General features: G+C 47.3%; 13 protein-coding genes and 1 pseudogene. 9 read left to right on the top strand and 5 right to left on the bottom strand.

Annotated features, from left to right (window positions below; genetic code table 11):
* Positions 1 to 56 precede the first annotated feature (56 nt).
* A complete protein-coding gene (locus AC08OG_RS00070) occupies positions 57 to 1514 on the bottom strand; it encodes an acetamidase/formamidase family protein (RefSeq protein WP_292358426.1) in 1458 nt (485 codons plus the stop codon).
* 307 nt (positions 1515 to 1821) lie between these two features.
* Here AC08OG_RS00070 and AC08OG_RS00065 point away from each other — a divergent pair, with 307 nt between their 5' ends.
* The 5 genes from AC08OG_RS00065 (at position 1822) to AC08OG_RS00045 (ending at position 4747) form a co-directional block, all read left to right on the top strand.
* Positions 1822 to 1986: a hypothetical protein gene (locus AC08OG_RS00065; RefSeq protein ID WP_292358424.1), complete on the top strand. Its 165-nt coding sequence runs from the start codon at positions 1822 to 1824 to the stop codon at positions 1984 to 1986.
* A 247-nt stretch (positions 1987 to 2233) separates the two neighbouring features.
* Positions 2234 to 2515 (top strand): DUF3649 domain-containing protein, encoded by a 282-nt coding sequence (locus tag AC08OG_RS00060; protein ID WP_292411431.1) that lies wholly within the window; start codon positions 2234 to 2236, stop codon positions 2513 to 2515.
* Positions 2512 to 4155 carry a PepSY-associated TM helix domain-containing protein gene (locus tag AC08OG_RS00055; RefSeq protein ID WP_292358421.1) on the top strand — a complete coding sequence of 548 codons (1644 nt, stop codon included), beginning with the start codon at positions 2512 to 2514 and terminating at the stop codon, positions 4153 to 4155. The genes AC08OG_RS00060 and AC08OG_RS00055 overlap by 4 nt, the downstream gene beginning before the upstream one ends.
* On the top strand, positions 4155 to 4505 hold the full coding sequence (locus AC08OG_RS00050; RefSeq protein WP_292358419.1) for a DUF3325 domain-containing protein: 351 nt from the start codon (positions 4155 to 4157) through the stop codon (positions 4503 to 4505). The genes AC08OG_RS00055 and AC08OG_RS00050 overlap by 1 nt, the downstream gene beginning before the upstream one ends.
* A 26-nt stretch (positions 4506 to 4531) precedes the next feature.
* Positions 4532 to 4747: a hypothetical protein gene (locus AC08OG_RS00045; RefSeq protein WP_292358418.1), complete on the top strand. Its 216-nt coding sequence runs from the start codon at positions 4532 to 4534 to the stop codon at positions 4745 to 4747.
* Here AC08OG_RS00045 and AC08OG_RS00040 read toward each other — a convergent pair.
* The gene (locus AC08OG_RS00040) at positions 4744 to 6108 is read right to left on the bottom strand and encodes a DUF5924 family protein (RefSeq protein ID WP_292358417.1); all 1365 of its coding nucleotides are present in this window, start codon (positions 6106 to 6108) and stop codon (positions 4744 to 4746) included. The genes AC08OG_RS00045 and AC08OG_RS00040 overlap by 4 nt on opposite strands.
* Before the next feature lie 143 nt (positions 6109 to 6251).
* Positions 6252 to 7634 (bottom strand): argininosuccinate lyase, encoded by a 1383-nt coding sequence (gene argH / locus AC08OG_RS00035; protein ID WP_292358415.1) that lies wholly within the window; start codon positions 7632 to 7634, stop codon positions 6252 to 6254.
* Positions 7635 to 7753: 119 nt separating this feature from the next.
* On the opposite strand from argH, the gene hemC reads away from it, so the two are divergent.
* The 4 genes and pseudogenes from hemC (at position 7754) to AC08OG_RS00015 (ending at position 11662) form a co-directional block, all read left to right on the top strand.
* Positions 7754 to 8683: a hydroxymethylbilane synthase gene (gene hemC, locus AC08OG_RS00030; RefSeq protein WP_292358413.1), complete on the top strand. Its 930-nt coding sequence runs from the start codon at positions 7754 to 7756 to the stop codon at positions 8681 to 8683.
* Positions 8667 to 9439 (top strand): annotated as a pseudogene (locus AC08OG_RS00025) (uroporphyrinogen-III synthase). Before hemC ends, AC08OG_RS00025 begins: the two are co-directional and overlap by 17 nt.
* Positions 9429 to 10463, top strand: a complete 1035-nt coding sequence (locus tag AC08OG_RS00020) for a uroporphyrinogen-III C-methyltransferase (protein ID WP_292358410.1) — start codon at positions 9429 to 9431, stop codon at positions 10461 to 10463. The pseudogene AC08OG_RS00025 and the gene AC08OG_RS00020 overlap by 11 nt, the downstream one beginning before the upstream one ends.
* Positions 10460 to 11662: a heme biosynthesis HemY N-terminal domain-containing protein gene (locus AC08OG_RS00015; protein ID WP_292358409.1), complete on the top strand. Its 1203-nt coding sequence runs from the start codon at positions 10460 to 10462 to the stop codon at positions 11660 to 11662. The genes AC08OG_RS00020 and AC08OG_RS00015 overlap by 4 nt, the downstream gene beginning before the upstream one ends.
* 66 nt (positions 11663 to 11728) lie before the next feature.
* Here the strand turns inward: AC08OG_RS00015 and dnaN are convergent, their stop codons facing one another.
* Positions 11729 to 12832: a DNA polymerase III subunit beta gene (gene dnaN, locus AC08OG_RS00010; RefSeq protein WP_292358407.1), complete on the bottom strand. Its 1104-nt coding sequence runs from the start codon at positions 12830 to 12832 to the stop codon at positions 11729 to 11731.
* Positions 12833 to 12846: 14 nt separating this feature from the next.
* Positions 12847 to 14211, bottom strand: a complete 1365-nt coding sequence (gene dnaA, locus AC08OG_RS00005; RefSeq protein ID WP_292358405.1) for a chromosomal replication initiator protein DnaA — start codon at positions 14209 to 14211, stop codon at positions 12847 to 12849.

Here is a 14211-nt window from a genome sequence, read left to right as displayed (position 1 = left end):
TTTCGCAAGTGTTATGCCATAACTATTAACGAGGGTATTTAGAAGATAAACCGACTCTAGTTACGCGCCGGGAACATGGATTTTTTCAGGATCGCATGCACGCCCCAGTTGCCATCCACCACTTGAGTGATACCAAAGTCGACCGCCACCGTCATCAGTGATATCGCTTCATCTTCATCCAGATGCTGAGTGGTCATTAAAAAGTGTCGCATCTTGCGATAGGCATCGCGTAAAGCTTTATCAACCGAAGATTTGCTGTAAATATCATCCTGAGCATTGGGGCCCAGTTCAGCCAGATAATTGGCATAGCTAAAGCCATGTAACACCCAGTCATCCTGGGTTTCCAGCAAGGGGTAATTGAGTTCAGCCAACGAGGTGCCGGGCAAGTCAGCTTTTTTGTGCAAGATAAACTGGAAAGTCCCTGTTAAAGAGCACTCAATGGCGGTACCGCACAACTCAGAGTCACCCTGTGATGCATGTGGATCACCCACTGAGAACATGCCGCCATCCACTGCGACCGGAAAATAAATCTTCGCACCTTTGCCAATCCGCCAGTTGTCGATATTGCCGCCGGTGTAGTTGGGCGGAATCGAGTTCACCATATCGGCTTCTGCGGGAGCGAGGCCAATGGTGCCAAAGTGAGGACGGATCGGAATACGGATATCACGCAGAATATTTTCCTTCTTGGTGATGGTGCTGTGATCGACTGGCACCCCCGGATAATCGATAGTCGGATGAACCACGCCGAAGGGGTCAGTTTGTGGTGTCCAACGATAGTTGTAGACGGCTTTGGCCCAGTTACGCTCACCCGTTGCATCGACTTCGTAGATGGTAACGACTTCCCGTTTTTTCGGTTCGGTAAGCATATCGCCGTAATGAAAACCCCACCAGGCAGCAGCATTACTGCCAAAAGTCTTGCCTTTGTAATCAGGGTTTCCACTGGGTCTGGGAGCAACATCGACAATCCGAACTTCAAGAATATCACCCGGCTGAGCGCCTTTTATTCGTACTGGTCCGGTACAAATATGCACGCCGGCTCCACCGCCGGCACCAATCTTCGCATCCATCGGGCCAGCACCACGTCGGTCGACACCTTTGCCTTGAGCATCCCAATGAAAAATACTTTCAGCACCGGGGTCACCTTTTACCATCCGTTCTGCATCATCGTTGGCATGATGGGTGAGTGTTTCCATGGTGACAAAATCACCGGACTCTATTTCAACGGTAGGCTTGGCATTCTTGCTGAAATAACCCCAGAGAACCGTTTCCGGTGTGGCCGGAATGTAATAGTGCATCTGGCCGGGTGTGTCAGCATCGATGGGAGTATTAGCGCCAGCGGCAAAGCTCATGGGCGACATGGTCACGCCCATAGCGCCGAGAGAGGCGGCACCACCGCCAACAAAAGCGTTACGGATAAATGAACGTCGCGCAGTATCAAATTCTTCTACCACGTCTTTTTTATTTTCTTCGGTGATGCCGTGTGTGCAACCTGGAGTACAAATATGTTCTGTCATGATGAATCCCCTCGGATAACTGCTTGATGTCGGAGGTGCCCCGGCAGTGCGGCACGTGCAGATATTATGTTCCTGAGGGTGAGGTTTCTTCTTGTCAGCTGGCGCACTAATTCTTGTCGAGCAGCATTAATTACGTTGTCGTTGAGGTTTTACTCAATGTCATTGCTAGGGCTTGTTTATCTTTCATATCCCCCTCTGCTGGCGGCTATTTTTGTGTCCGACAAGGCGGAAAGCACGCCGTGTAGCCTTCCTACAAAAGTGATTGACAACTCAGGCGGTCGTAAAAACAGTCCCAGCCCTTCGGGTTGTGACTGAAAAAGCGCCACTCTGCGTGGCCTACATGGATGTAGGTCAGGGGCGTGAGCAGGATGCGGAAGCTTTGCTCGTCGCTTATTTAGAATTACTAAAAATCGCTCCTCGTGCCTTGATTGACGCTTTTTCAGCTCACAACAGAGGCGGAGATGAAAGATAAACAAGCCCTGAGTAAAACTGTTTTCTGGTCGTACTTCAAAGCATTTTTAATAAGGCACCGTAAAAGCGAGACTTGTTAATTACGAATGCAAACGATAATCTATCTCATTAATATCGCATGTTAAAAAACTACTCTTCCTGATAAATGGGCCTTTAAGAGTTGTTATTCGACATTAAATAAGTCAGTGAAATTTTCTGATCTTTTATCATTAGATCCTAGCTAAAAACCGTGTATGGAACACCCCAATATGACCCTGTCTTACTCTGGCCGAATCTTTTCGCTGGTGCTGGCCGCAACATTAGGTGGCTATTTATTAACCTCGGCAGTGATGATTTTGATTGCCGCCATTCTGCCTTTATCCCGTGCCGATGCTGTGATTACCAGTGCATTACTGAGCTTTGCTGTGTACACCGCCGCGGTCATATGGATATTTGCGGTTAAAAATGCCAAACGTGCCTGGATAGGAATGATAGGTGCAACAGTGATTATTGGCGGCTTGGGTTTGCTGTTAACGGAGTGGTTACGATGAGCAAATCGACGGATGTAAGCCTTGAGCAGGGACGTTTTCGTCAAACGATGGCCTGGTTGCATACCTGGGGCAGTTTAGTTGCCAGTTGGGCATTATTCGCCATTTTTCTGACCGGCACTATTGGTGTGTTTGATGATGCCATTACCCATTGGATGACGCCTGAGCGAGCATTAATCGGTGAATTTGATCCCGAAACCAGTACTCAAGAGCAACGCCTGACCGCAGTAACACAAGCTGAAAACTTTCTACGAAATGCCGCGCCCCAAAGCCATTTTTGGCGCATACGGTTGCCCAGTGAGGCCGATCCAGCAATTGGATTATCCTGGGAAGATGACAATGCCGAAATTCAGCAGCGCCGGTTACATCCTGTCACTGGTGAAATAATTCCTGATCAGCAACAGCGTGAGACTCAGGGCGGTCATCACTTTGTGCATATGCATTTTGAGTTTCATGCTGGTATGACCGGTATCTGGCTGGTGGGATTTTTTACCATGATCATGCTGGTGGCTTTGGTCAGCGGTATCATTATTCATAAACGTATCTTCAAAGATTTTTTTACCTTTCGCTCGGGTAAAGGCCAGCGCAGCTGGCTCGATGCACATAATGCCTCTTCGGTTTTATCGTTGCCATTTCAATTGATGATTGCCTACAGCGGGCTGGTGATCTTTGTGTCGATCTATATGCCAGCCGGGGTATTGGCCAATTATGACAAACCACAGAGTTTCTTTGCCGAAGTGTTCAATCAGCCGGAGCATCGACCAGAGACCGGTATTGAAGCGGATGTTCTATCGTTGACTGAGCTGTTTAAACAGGGCGAAGCGTTAATGGAGAAACCGGGTAGTTTTATTAATGTAGAGCACCCCGGTGACAGTAGTGCGGTTGCTAAAGTCTTTGGCTTGTTTGAGCAGGAGAAAAATAATGGACGGTTACTCTTTTTGAGTGCCGGGCAGGTTATTTTTGATGCGGTAACAGGTGAAATGATTCATATTGAAGCACCGGATACATTTGATAAAAGTAATGCCTTTGCCGCACAACGTATTATGCGGACCTTACATTTTGCCAATTTTGGTGGTTATACCGTGCGCTGGATTTATTTTATTTTGGGCATGGCGGGCACCATCATGATGGCGACCGGCGCCATTTTGTTTATGGTGAAACGTCGGCAAAAATCCTTGAACGAATTTGGGGCGCAAACGCCAAAGGTCTACCGGGCTATTGAAGTCCTGAATATCAGCGCTATTAGCGGATTAATGGTCGCCTGTGTCGCGTATTTTTGGATAAACCGGCTGTTGCCATTGGATGTGCCTGAGCGCGCCAGCTGGGAAATAAAACTATTCTTTTTTATCTGGCTGGGCAGCTTATTACATGCGGCTTTACGACCCGCTTCTCGTGCCTGGATAGAGCAATTATCCTTATTTGCTGCGTTATGTTTATTACTGCCCATCCTCAACTGGCTGACGACAGGACACCATTTAATCAGCCATTTCATTGAGGGTGACTGGCTGAATGTCGGCTTGGAATTAACCGTCGTGTTGTTCGGTGTGTTGGGCGTTTGCTCCGTCAAAATACTGAAAAGCAAACAACATAAAGCCGCGATACAAGGTTCCAGCCGTTATAAAACCAAGTCGGAGGCAGCGTAATGCAAATGTTGTTGATGATGTTGCTTGCCACAGCATTATGTTATGCCGGTATGGCGGGGTTAAGTCTGGCGATGTCGAGACACTATTCGCAAGTAAGCACAGCTAAATTATCTGCCAGTCGTGCTCGTCAGTTGCGAATCGCTTCCACTTTGTTGCTGATAGTTTCCTTATGGCCAGCGATCAGTATGTGGGGTGTTGTGGTGGGTATTGTTGTCTGGCTGGGCCTGTTATCGGTGGCAGCGCTGCTATGGGTCGGTTTATTGGCTTACTGGCCACGGTTTGCAGCAACAAAAGCGCTTATTCTGGCTTGGGTTGGCTTATCTGCTTGTGTCGTTTTGTGGCTAAATTAATCTCGAATTTGATTCATGGAGTTTTTATGAAGAAAATCAGACTGGATTCGATATTAAGTTATATCGGGATTATAGGTTTAATGATTAACCTGGCATTGAATCTTTATGCCTATTTTTTTATCGATCCTGTTTCATCCTCGCCGTTGGAAGAGGGCTGGTGGTCTATCTGGCTGCCCAGTTTCATGGTTTGGATAGTATTTTTAATGGTCGCTTCGTTTATTGGTGCCAATCGTAAGGATTAATTCTGTTCTTCAGATTTCTCATGCCCTTCAGTGCTGTTTAGATCTTCGGGGATGTGTTGTATTTGAGCATCAATTTCTGGCTCTTGGGCGTTTTCCGGTTCTTCAGTGTTTTCCTGTGTTTTAGTACTCTCCTGTTCTTGAACAGTTTCCGATTCTTCAGGGTTCTCCTGACTTTCGGTCATCTCCTGAATAAACTGCGGCGCTAGACGCTCATACAGGCTTTGTTGTCCTTCAGTATTCTCCGGTTGTTGAATGTCGTCAGCATCTTCAATGTTCTGCTGATCGTCGATTGGCTCCTGAAAGAATGGCGGTTTGAGACGCTCAAGCAGACTTTCCCGTTCATCAAAGCTGGCTTCAACGGTAAAGCGTTTTATACCAATCAGCTGTCCTGAGTCTGTGACCACTTTAACCTGCCATTTACCGACCGGATCCTCTGGGAAATTCAATTTCTGTGTCCAGGCCCGATAGCCTTGTTCACTGCCGCCTTCGATATTCAGCGTGATTCGATCGACTTGTTTACCGTTATGGATCCACAGGTGATGAATTTTTTCCTGCAAGCCGCGAGGTGCGCGGATAGCTGTCCAGGCATATATGCCATCGCGTTTCAGGGATTGCACATCAAGGCGATCAATATGAATGCTGTGCGTGCGTTGTTCACGATCAACCTGTTGTACCAGATTAAATTCAGTTAATCGCAATGCTGCGGGTGGGACTAAGCTGGGGACTTGCCACAAGCCAGCGGCTAAAGCGGCCAACATTAACGTCATTAACGGCCGTCGCCACCAGCGACCATTGGCAACAAACTTCACTAAACTGGGCAGACTGAACAACAGGGAAGCAATCAGAGCAAACGCCAGGCTTTGACCAGTAGTCAGCTGTAGCAAGATGGGGAGAGCAACCAGTAATACAGCGAATAAAGCCAGCGCATGAAAAATAACAAATAAAGATCGACGCGGTGCCAGTTGTTTGTAATACAACGGATCAATCACCGAGATCAGAGCACATAAAATCAATAAAGCGGTAAACCCTGCCTGAGTGTGATTCCAGGTGGTGACGGCAAGAAAAAACGGCAACACAAAAAACAAACTTTCCTGATGGACTAATTGAGTCAGGTAATGCATTAAAGCGGGTGGAATATTGAGTCCAAAACGGCTTTTAAAACTTTCCCGCAGCCAGTTTTCCAATACCAGAAACACCCAGCTGACCAACATCAGGATAGCGATAACCTGCGCCAGTGACTCTTTGCGTTCCACCAGAAAATAACTGGCCACACCGGAAATAAAACCAATCGCCGCAATCAGCCAAGGCCAGCGTTTCGCCAATTCAATTAGCGAAAATAGTAATGATTTTAATGTGACCATTTGGGGTCAGACACCGATCAGTGATGATGATAAATGATGATATTCAACTTAATCATCGTATAACGCTTTCAGTCTGATTATTATTAGTGATCATATGACTGAAAGGCGAATACTGAACTAGTCCATCTGTTCAGGCAGTAGATTTACAGTTCGCTTCGGGCGATTTGAATAGCTTTTTTAACTTGTTCTGGCGCTGTTCCACCCAAATGATTACGGGCGGCAACCGAGCCTTCGAGCGTTAATACCGAAAATACATCGTCGCCGATCTGATCACTGAATTGCTGCAGTTCCTGCAGTGTTAACGCCGACAGATCTTTTTGCTGTTTTATGGCAAAGGCTACTGACAAACCAACTACTTCATGAGCATCACGGAAAGCAACACCTTTACGCACCAGATAGTCTGCCAGATCGGTGGCGGTCGCATAACCTTTCAGAGCCGCCAGACGCATGTTGTCTTTTTTGACGGTGATTACTGCGAGCATATCGGCATAGACACGTAACGAGCCAAGCAATGTGTCGATGGTGTCAAACAGCGGTTCTTTATCTTCCTGATTATCTTTATTGTAGGCCAAAGGCTGGTTTTTCATCAGCGTCAGCAGGTTAAACAGATTACCGTAAACCCGGCTGGTTTTACCGCGAACCAGTTCCGGCACATCAGGGTTTTTCTTCTGTGGCATGATTGATGAGCCGGTACAGAAGGCATCACCCAGATCAACAAAATCAAACTGGGCCGAGGACCAGATAATCAATTCTTCCGAGAACCGCGACAGGTGCATCATTAGCAGTGAGGCGAAGCTGTTAAATTCAATGGCAAAATCGCGATCACTGACCGCATCCAGTGAGTTACGGCAGATACGCTCAAAACCGAGTAATTCAGCCGTGTATTCACGATCAATCGGAAAGGTTGTCCCGGCGAGTGCTGCAGCACCTAATGGCAGGCTGTTGACCCGTTTTGTGCAGTCATCCAGACGTTCCAGATCACGGCTGAGCATCTCAAACCAGGCCAGCATATGATGACCAAACGTGACAGGCTGCGCCGTTTGCAGATGGGTAAAGCCAGGCATAATGGTATCGAATTCACGTTCAGCCACATCCAGCAAGGTAGAGCGCAGCCGCTGTAATTCACTGCGAACAGGCACAATCATATCGCGCAGATATAAACGCACATCGGTTGCCACCTGATCATTACGTGATCGACCTGTGTGCAGTTTTTTGCCGACTTCGCCAATCAATTTGATTAGTCTGGATTCGATATTCATATGCACATCTTCCTGTGCAATGGACCATTCAAACTGATCGTTATCGATTTCGCTTTCAATCTGCTGCAAGCCAGTGATGATTTGATCGCGTTCAGTTTCTGTTAAAACGCCCACTTTACAAAGCATAGTGGCATGCGCGACGGAACCCTGAATATCCTGCTGATACATGCGTTTATCAAACATCACCGATGCAGTGAATTCCTCAACGAACTTATTAGTAGGCTGGGTGAGACGGGCGGAAGAAAGCTTTTTATCAGATGCGGTCATGGCACGGGCCTGTGATTGCTGGCAGAAAAAGACCGCATTATAACGCGGCTGTTCGTGGAACCGCAGGGGAAAATGTTAGAATCGACAACACTGTTAACTATAATGTGGATTTTTGTTTCATGAGTCAGCGTACTGTTCGAATTGCTACCCGTCGCAGTCCCCTTGCCATCTGGCAGGCCGAGTTTGTCCGTGACAGTTTGTTGGCGTTGCATCCACACCTGAATATCGAACTGGTTCGTATTAAAACCCAGGGCGATATCATTCTTGATACCCCATTGGCCAAAGTGGGCGGCAAAGGCTTGTTTGTCAAAGAACTGGAACAGAGCATGCTGGCCGGTGAAGCCGATATAGCGGTGCATTCGATGAAAGATGTACCGGTGGAGTTTCCGGAAGGTCTGCATTTACCGGTTATTTGTGAACGCCATGATCCGCATGATGCTTTCGTCTCTAATCATTATGACAATGTTGATGATTTACCTGAAGGTGCCGTTGTCGGTACTTCCAGCCTGCGCAGGGAATGTCAGCTTCGTCACTACCGACCGGATTTGAAGATTGTACCGTTGCGCGGCAATGTAAATACCCGCCTCGCCAAGTTGGATGCGGGTAATTTTGATGCGATTATTCTGGCCAAAGCCGGATTGGAAAGACTGGGTTTTGATGAGCGTATTCGCAGTGCTTTAACCCCTGAGCAAAGTTTGCCTGCGATTGGACAGGGCGCACTAGGTATTGAAACCCGTATCAATGATGACGAAATGAATGCATTAATTGCCCCGCTTAATTGTGAGCTGACCTCAATTACTGTCAAAGCTGAACGGGCATTAAATCGTCGCTTAAAGGGAGGCTGTCAGGTTCCAATCGGTGGCTACGCTATCTTAAATGGTGATGATATCTGGGTTCGTGGGCTGGTTGGGCGCCCAGACGGCACCGAAATGCTGCAGCAGGAAATTCGTGGCAAGGCCAGTGAATCCGAACAACTTGGTTTAACATTGGGTGAGATGTTACTTAACCAGGGCGCTGATAAAATTCTGGCTGATGTTTATGATGCCTGAGCACTCGGCTCTGGCATTGGAAGGCCGCAAGATTCTCGTAACAAGGCCAATTCGACAGTCGAATGGACTGGTCGACCTCATCGAACAGCAGGGTGGAGAGGCCATCGTCTTTCCGGTTATTGAAATTACGGCGATTGATGTCAAACAATGGGGCGAATGGAATCCGCAACAAACCAATTGGCTGGTATTTGTCAGTCGTAACGCTGTTGAACAATTTCTGAAGGGTAATCCGCAACCATTTCCAGGTCATGTTAAATTGGTTGCTGCAGGTGAAGGTACTGCGCAGGCATTACGGGAAAACGGTTTAACGGTGGATTTACAACCTGAACTGTCAAACGGCAGTGAAGGTTTGCTGCAGTTACCCGAGTGGCAACAAATGACTCAACAGCAGGTCGTAATTGTGCGGGGGAAGGAGGACGTGAGCTGATGGCAGATACCTTGCGTGCCAGAGGTGCTAAGATTAGTTATCTGGAAGTTTACCGTCGACAATTACCCACGGTATCGTCCGAACTTCAACAACAAGCCTGTTCAGCCGATTGGCTAACAGCAACCAGTGCCAATGGTGTGACAAACCTGTTAAATTTATTATCAGCTAGCTGCCCGCAGGTTTTACAAAAACCTTTGTTGGTAGTCAGTGAACGGATCAAGGCTTTTGCCGTACAACAAGGATTCAAACGGGTGCATGTCAGTTTAGATGCCAGTGATGGTGCAATCATTCAGCGACTTATAGAGATGGGATCAGATCATGGAGCCTAACAGCAAATCTGAGCAGGTCGAAAAGCCCGCCAAAAAAACTGAAAAAAATGTCTCAGAAACACCCAAAAAGACAGTTTCAGTAAAGTGGGCGCTGCTAATCATTTTAGCGATAGTGATAACGCTGCCCGGGGCTGGTGCACTTTGGCTGGTATGGCAGCAGAAACAGCAACTGATGGAAGTGGAAAGTCGTTTTGATGAAATGGCCGAACTCGAAACGGATATTTCGCAACTGACCAGCAGTCAGCGCCAATTAAACAATCAACTATCGACATTTAAGCAAACTCAGCTTGAACAAGGTGACGTACTGACCAAGCTACAAAACCAGTCACCCTTAACAACTGAGGAAATCGAGCTGGAATGGGCATTGGCGGAAATTCGTTATTTGCTCAATCTGGCCAATCAGCGCGCTTTGTTGGCGAATGATACCAGTGGGGCAGCACTTGCCTTATCACTGGCTGATCAACAGATCCGTGAAATTGGTGATTATCGCATGCAACCATTGCGTGAGCTGATTGCAGAGGAAGAACTGGCACTTGAAGCAGCCGGAGAAACCGATGTAGCGGGAATTGCTGCCGATATGCTGGGGTTGATGGGCTCAATTGATAAGCTACGTGTTGTTACTGGCCCTAAGCAGTCTTACTTCGACGAAACTGAAAAAGAAGCAACAGAACAATCAGCCTGGCGTGAAGTGATTGCTGATATTTGGAGACAGCTACGTTCACTTGTGGTTATTCGTCAGCAGGAAGATGCCCCGGCCGCAGTATTAATGCCTGAACAACGCTACTTCCTGTATCAGAACCTGCGCTTGCAACTGGAGACCGCTCGCTTTGCTGCGCTTTCAGGCAATCAGCGAATGTTTGAGCAAAGCCTGCAATCGGCCAGCAGCTGGCTTGAACAGTATTTTGTGGGTGATCATCGCGATGCAATGCTGGAAAGTTTGCAAGCTATGCAGAACCAGGCCATTAGTATTGAAACACCGGATATTTCGGGCTCACTTCGCTGGTTGAAAGGATTTGAACCATGAAATGGCTGATTATTATTGCAATTGCACTGGCATTAGGCGGTATGTTTGTCTGGTTGGCTGATTTCGAGCCAGGCTTTGTGTTGGTGCAGTACGGACAGTGGACGCTGGAAACTTCGCTAATTGTATTTACCGTGGCTTGGTTAATTCTGCTGTTATTGGTTTATTTTACGCTGCGCAGTCTGGCGGTCATTAAAAGTACGCCAAACCGCCTGTCGCAATGGCAGGAAAACCAGCGCCATAAACGTGCTATTAAAGCGTTAACCAATGGGCTGATAACACTGGAAGAAGGCCGTTGGGCAGAAGCTGAACGATTGTTATTGCGACATGCTGGCAACAGCGAGACACCGTTATTACATTATCTGGCAGCTGCACGTGCTGCACAGAAACAACAGGCGCCAGAGCGGCGTGACTCCTATTTGAAACTGGCTCACGAAACGACCCCCAGCGCTGATATTGCTGTCGGGGTGGTACAAGCAGAATTACAACTTTCGGCCGGACAGAAAGAACAGGCTTTAGCTACCTTGCAACATCTTCGTCAAGTTGCGCCAAAACATCCCTATGTTTTACAGCTTCTTCAGCAGTTGTATCAGGAAACGGATCAATGGCAGGAAGTGCAATCAGTGTTACCTGATTTGCGTAAACGACATGTTTTGGATGCCAGTTCAGCCAATGCTTTGTCGGCAGAAGCCACTGTGGGACAATTGCAAAATGCCTTGATACGTCAGGAATGGCAGCGAATGGAACAGATATGGCTGCAATCTCCGGCGAAAATCAGACAATCTGAGCACGTATTGAAAACATATGTGAATGGTTTGTTATTGCAGGGCGAGCAACAGCAGGCAATGCAATTGATTGAAGAATATTTACGCAAAAACTGGAGTGATGCGCTGATTTATCAGTATGGCAAAATTCTGCAGGGTGGTTTATTGAAACGTCTGGCCACGGCCGAGAAGTGGTTAAAACAACATGAGGAGAACCCCTGGTTATTGCTGACGTTGGGAAGACTGGCGCAGGCAAATAAGTTGTGGGCCAAGGCAGAAGCTTATCTACGGGCCAGTATTGAGCACGGTCCTCGCGGTGAAACCTATCAGGCGCTGGCAGAAGTATTAATGGCGCAGGATAAACGTGATGCTGCAGCCAATGTTTACAAACAAGGGCTGGATGTCATGCTACAGAATAATCCCAATAAAGTGATCTAATCTTTTTCAAGAGTTTAAATAAAAACGGCGCTTGAAAGCGCCGTTTTTATTTTTGGAATTAACGTCTTACAGCCGCATCGGCATAACGACATATTGCCGTGTGAATTTGGGATCATTTGGGGTAATCAACGCACTGCTGTTTTCATCGGTAAATAACAGTTTGACCTTGTTATCAGGAATGGCGTTGAGCAGATCCAGCAGATAAGCATTATTAAAAGCGATTTCCAAATCCGGACCGCTATATTCCACTGCCAGTTCTTCCTCAGCGGATTCCTGTTCCTGATTGGTCACGGTAGCTTTGAGCAGATTGCTACTGAGATTCAGCTTTACGCTGCGATGCTTGTCATTAGCCAGAATCGAAGCTCGGGATAATGCCTGTTTAAGCTCATCTCGTTCGGCAATGACTTCCTTATCACCACCGACCGGTAAGACACGTTCGTAGTTAGGGAATTGGCCATCAATCAGCTTGGAAGTGAAATGCATATCCGGCAGTTCGACTTTAAGTTGCTGGGGGCTGATCGCCAGGGTCACGTTATCCGCAACATCACCTAATAACCGTCCCAGTTCCAAAATCGCTTTACGGGGTACGATGACACTGTGTTTTTCATTGGTTTTTTCTGCGGTTTCAATGCTGCCTAAAGCCAGTCGATGACCATCAGTAGCTACAGCACGCAAGATATTTTCTTCGCGTTCCAACAGCAGACCATTCAGGTAATACCGTACATCCTGGCTAGCCATGGCAAAACTGGTTTCATCCAGCAGATCTTTTAATGCTGATTGAGGAACTGTCAGCTGATCAAGATAATTTGCACCTTCGCTATCTGGAAAGTCTGTTGCCGGTAGCGTGGCTAAAGAAAAACGACTTTTTCCTGCCCGAACCAGTGATTTGTTGTCTTCAGCCTGAAAGCTAATAGTGGCGTTTGCGGGTAAGGCGCGAACGATATCCAGTAGTTTGCGAGCAGAGACAGTGGTTTCACCTTCTTTTTCGACCGCTACCGGTAACGTTGCAATCATTTCCAGTTCCATATCGGTACTGGTCATGGTTAATTGCTGATCACGGCAACGTAACAGAATATTAGACAAAATAGGCAGGGTGGAGCGCCGTTCAACGATGCTGCACACCAGTTGTAAGGGACGGGCAATAATGTCTTGGCTCACAGTAAATTGCATGATGTCTCTCTCGGCTAGCTGGATAAAGTTCGAAGTAAATTACGGTAGTCTTCCGCGATGCGGCTATCAGTTTCTTTCAGTTCCACTACTTTACGACAAGCGTGCAGAACAGTGGTGTGATCTCGTCCACCAAACGCTTCACCGATTTCCGGCAAGCTATGACTGGTGAGCTCTTTTGCCAGCGCCATTGCTATTTGTCGTGGACGGGCAACCGAACGCGTGCGTTTTTTTGCCAGTAAATCCGATACCCGTATTTTGAAGTATTCTGCAACAGTTTTCTGGATACTTTCCAGTGTGACCAGTTTTTGGTGCAAAGCCAGCAGATCTTTTAAAGCATCCTGAGCCATATCAATCGACAGTGGCTGGTTGGTAAAGCGCGAGAATGCCATGACGCGTTGCAAGGCACCTTCCAAATCACGGACATTTGACTTAATGCGTTTGGCAATAAAAAAGGCCACATCATCCGGTAGGGTAATCAGATTTTGTTGCGCTTTTTTGATCAGAATAGCGACACGGGTCTCCAGCTCTGGTGGTTCAATGGCAATCGTTAACCCCCAACCCAAACGAGATTGCAGACGCTCATCCAGATTTTCAACTTCTTTGGGAAACCGGTCACAGGTCAGAATGATTTGCCGTTGGCCTTCCAGCAGACTATTAAAGGTATAAAAGAACTCTTCCTGAGAGCGTTCCTTTTTGGCAAAGAACTGGATGTCATCAATTAATAATGCATCGGCACTGCGGTAATGTGCTTTGAATTGATCAATAGCGTTGTTACGCAATGCGGTAATCATGTCCTGTACAAAGCGCTCGGAGGATAAATAAATCACTCGTGCTTTGGGATTGTTCTGGCGAATTTTGTTGCCGACCGCCAGCATCAAATGGGTTTTGCCAAGCCCGGTGCCGCCATAGAGGAACAATGGATTGTAACCGGAGGTACCCGGTGCTTCAGCAACATGTAAAGATGCTGCGCGGGCAATCTGATTGGATTTACCTTCAACATAATTATCAAAGGTAAACAACGGATTCATCGGGCTGCCAATCGCGGGGGAAGGTTCTGTTTCCGAAACTGCTATTGATGCGGGGGCTTTATCCGTTGTTTTGACACGACGTTTGGTTTTTTCGGCGGAAATGGAATCTTTGGTACCGACTTCGATTTCAATTTTATTGATGCTGCCGTTGGTCAATCCTTTGATCAGCGCATTTATCTGTTGTTCAAGCTGTTCGTGAACCCAGGCCTTAACATAAGGATTTGGCGCCAACAAGCGCAGACTATCTTCCGTTTCGATGGCTTGCAGGGGCCGTAACCATGTGTTCAGCTGTTGTGCCGAAAGATCACCTTCGAGATGGGATAGGCATTTTTCCCAAAGGGGTGAAGACAC

The organism is Methylophaga sp. F7 (assembly GCF_056863975.1).
Note: the sequence above shows the minus strand (reverse complement) of the source record. Positions and strands in the feature narration are given on the sequence as shown.

Excerpts from the sequence above, each read along its gene's own strand:
- AC08OG_RS00055 (WP_292358421.1), top strand. The coding sequence starts at position 2,512 with ATGAGCAAATCGACGGATGTAAGCCTTGAGCAGGGACGTTTTCGTCAA.
- AC08OG_RS00040 (WP_292358417.1), bottom strand. The coding sequence starts at position 6,108 with ATGGTCACATTAAAATCATTACTATTTTCGCTAATTGAATTGGCGAAA.
- dnaN (WP_292358407.1), bottom strand. The coding sequence starts at position 12,832 with ATGCAATTTACTGTGAGCCAAGACATTATTGCCCGTCCCTTACAACTG.
- AC08OG_RS00020 (WP_292358410.1), top strand. The coding sequence starts at position 9,429 with ATGGAGCCTAACAGCAAATCTGAGCAGGTCGAAAAGCCCGCCAAAAAA.
- hemC (WP_292358413.1), top strand. The coding sequence starts at position 7,754 with ATGAGTCAGCGTACTGTTCGAATTGCTACCCGTCGCAGTCCCCTTGCC.
- AC08OG_RS00015 (WP_292358409.1), top strand. The coding sequence starts at position 10,460 with ATGAAATGGCTGATTATTATTGCAATTGCACTGGCATTAGGCGGTATG.
- AC08OG_RS00045 (WP_292358418.1), top strand. The coding sequence starts at position 4,532 with ATGAAGAAAATCAGACTGGATTCGATATTAAGTTATATCGGGATTATA.
- AC08OG_RS00060 (WP_292411431.1), top strand. The coding sequence starts at position 2,234 with ATGACCCTGTCTTACTCTGGCCGAATCTTTTCGCTGGTGCTGGCCGCA.
- AC08OG_RS00050 (WP_292358419.1), top strand. The coding sequence starts at position 4,155 with ATGCAAATGTTGTTGATGATGTTGCTTGCCACAGCATTATGTTATGCC.
- argH (WP_292358415.1), bottom strand. The coding sequence starts at position 7,634 with ATGACCGCATCTGATAAAAAGCTTTCTTCCGCCCGTCTCACCCAGCCT.
- AC08OG_RS00070 (WP_292358426.1), bottom strand. The coding sequence starts at position 1,514 with ATGACAGAACATATTTGTACTCCAGGTTGCACACACGGCATCACCGAA.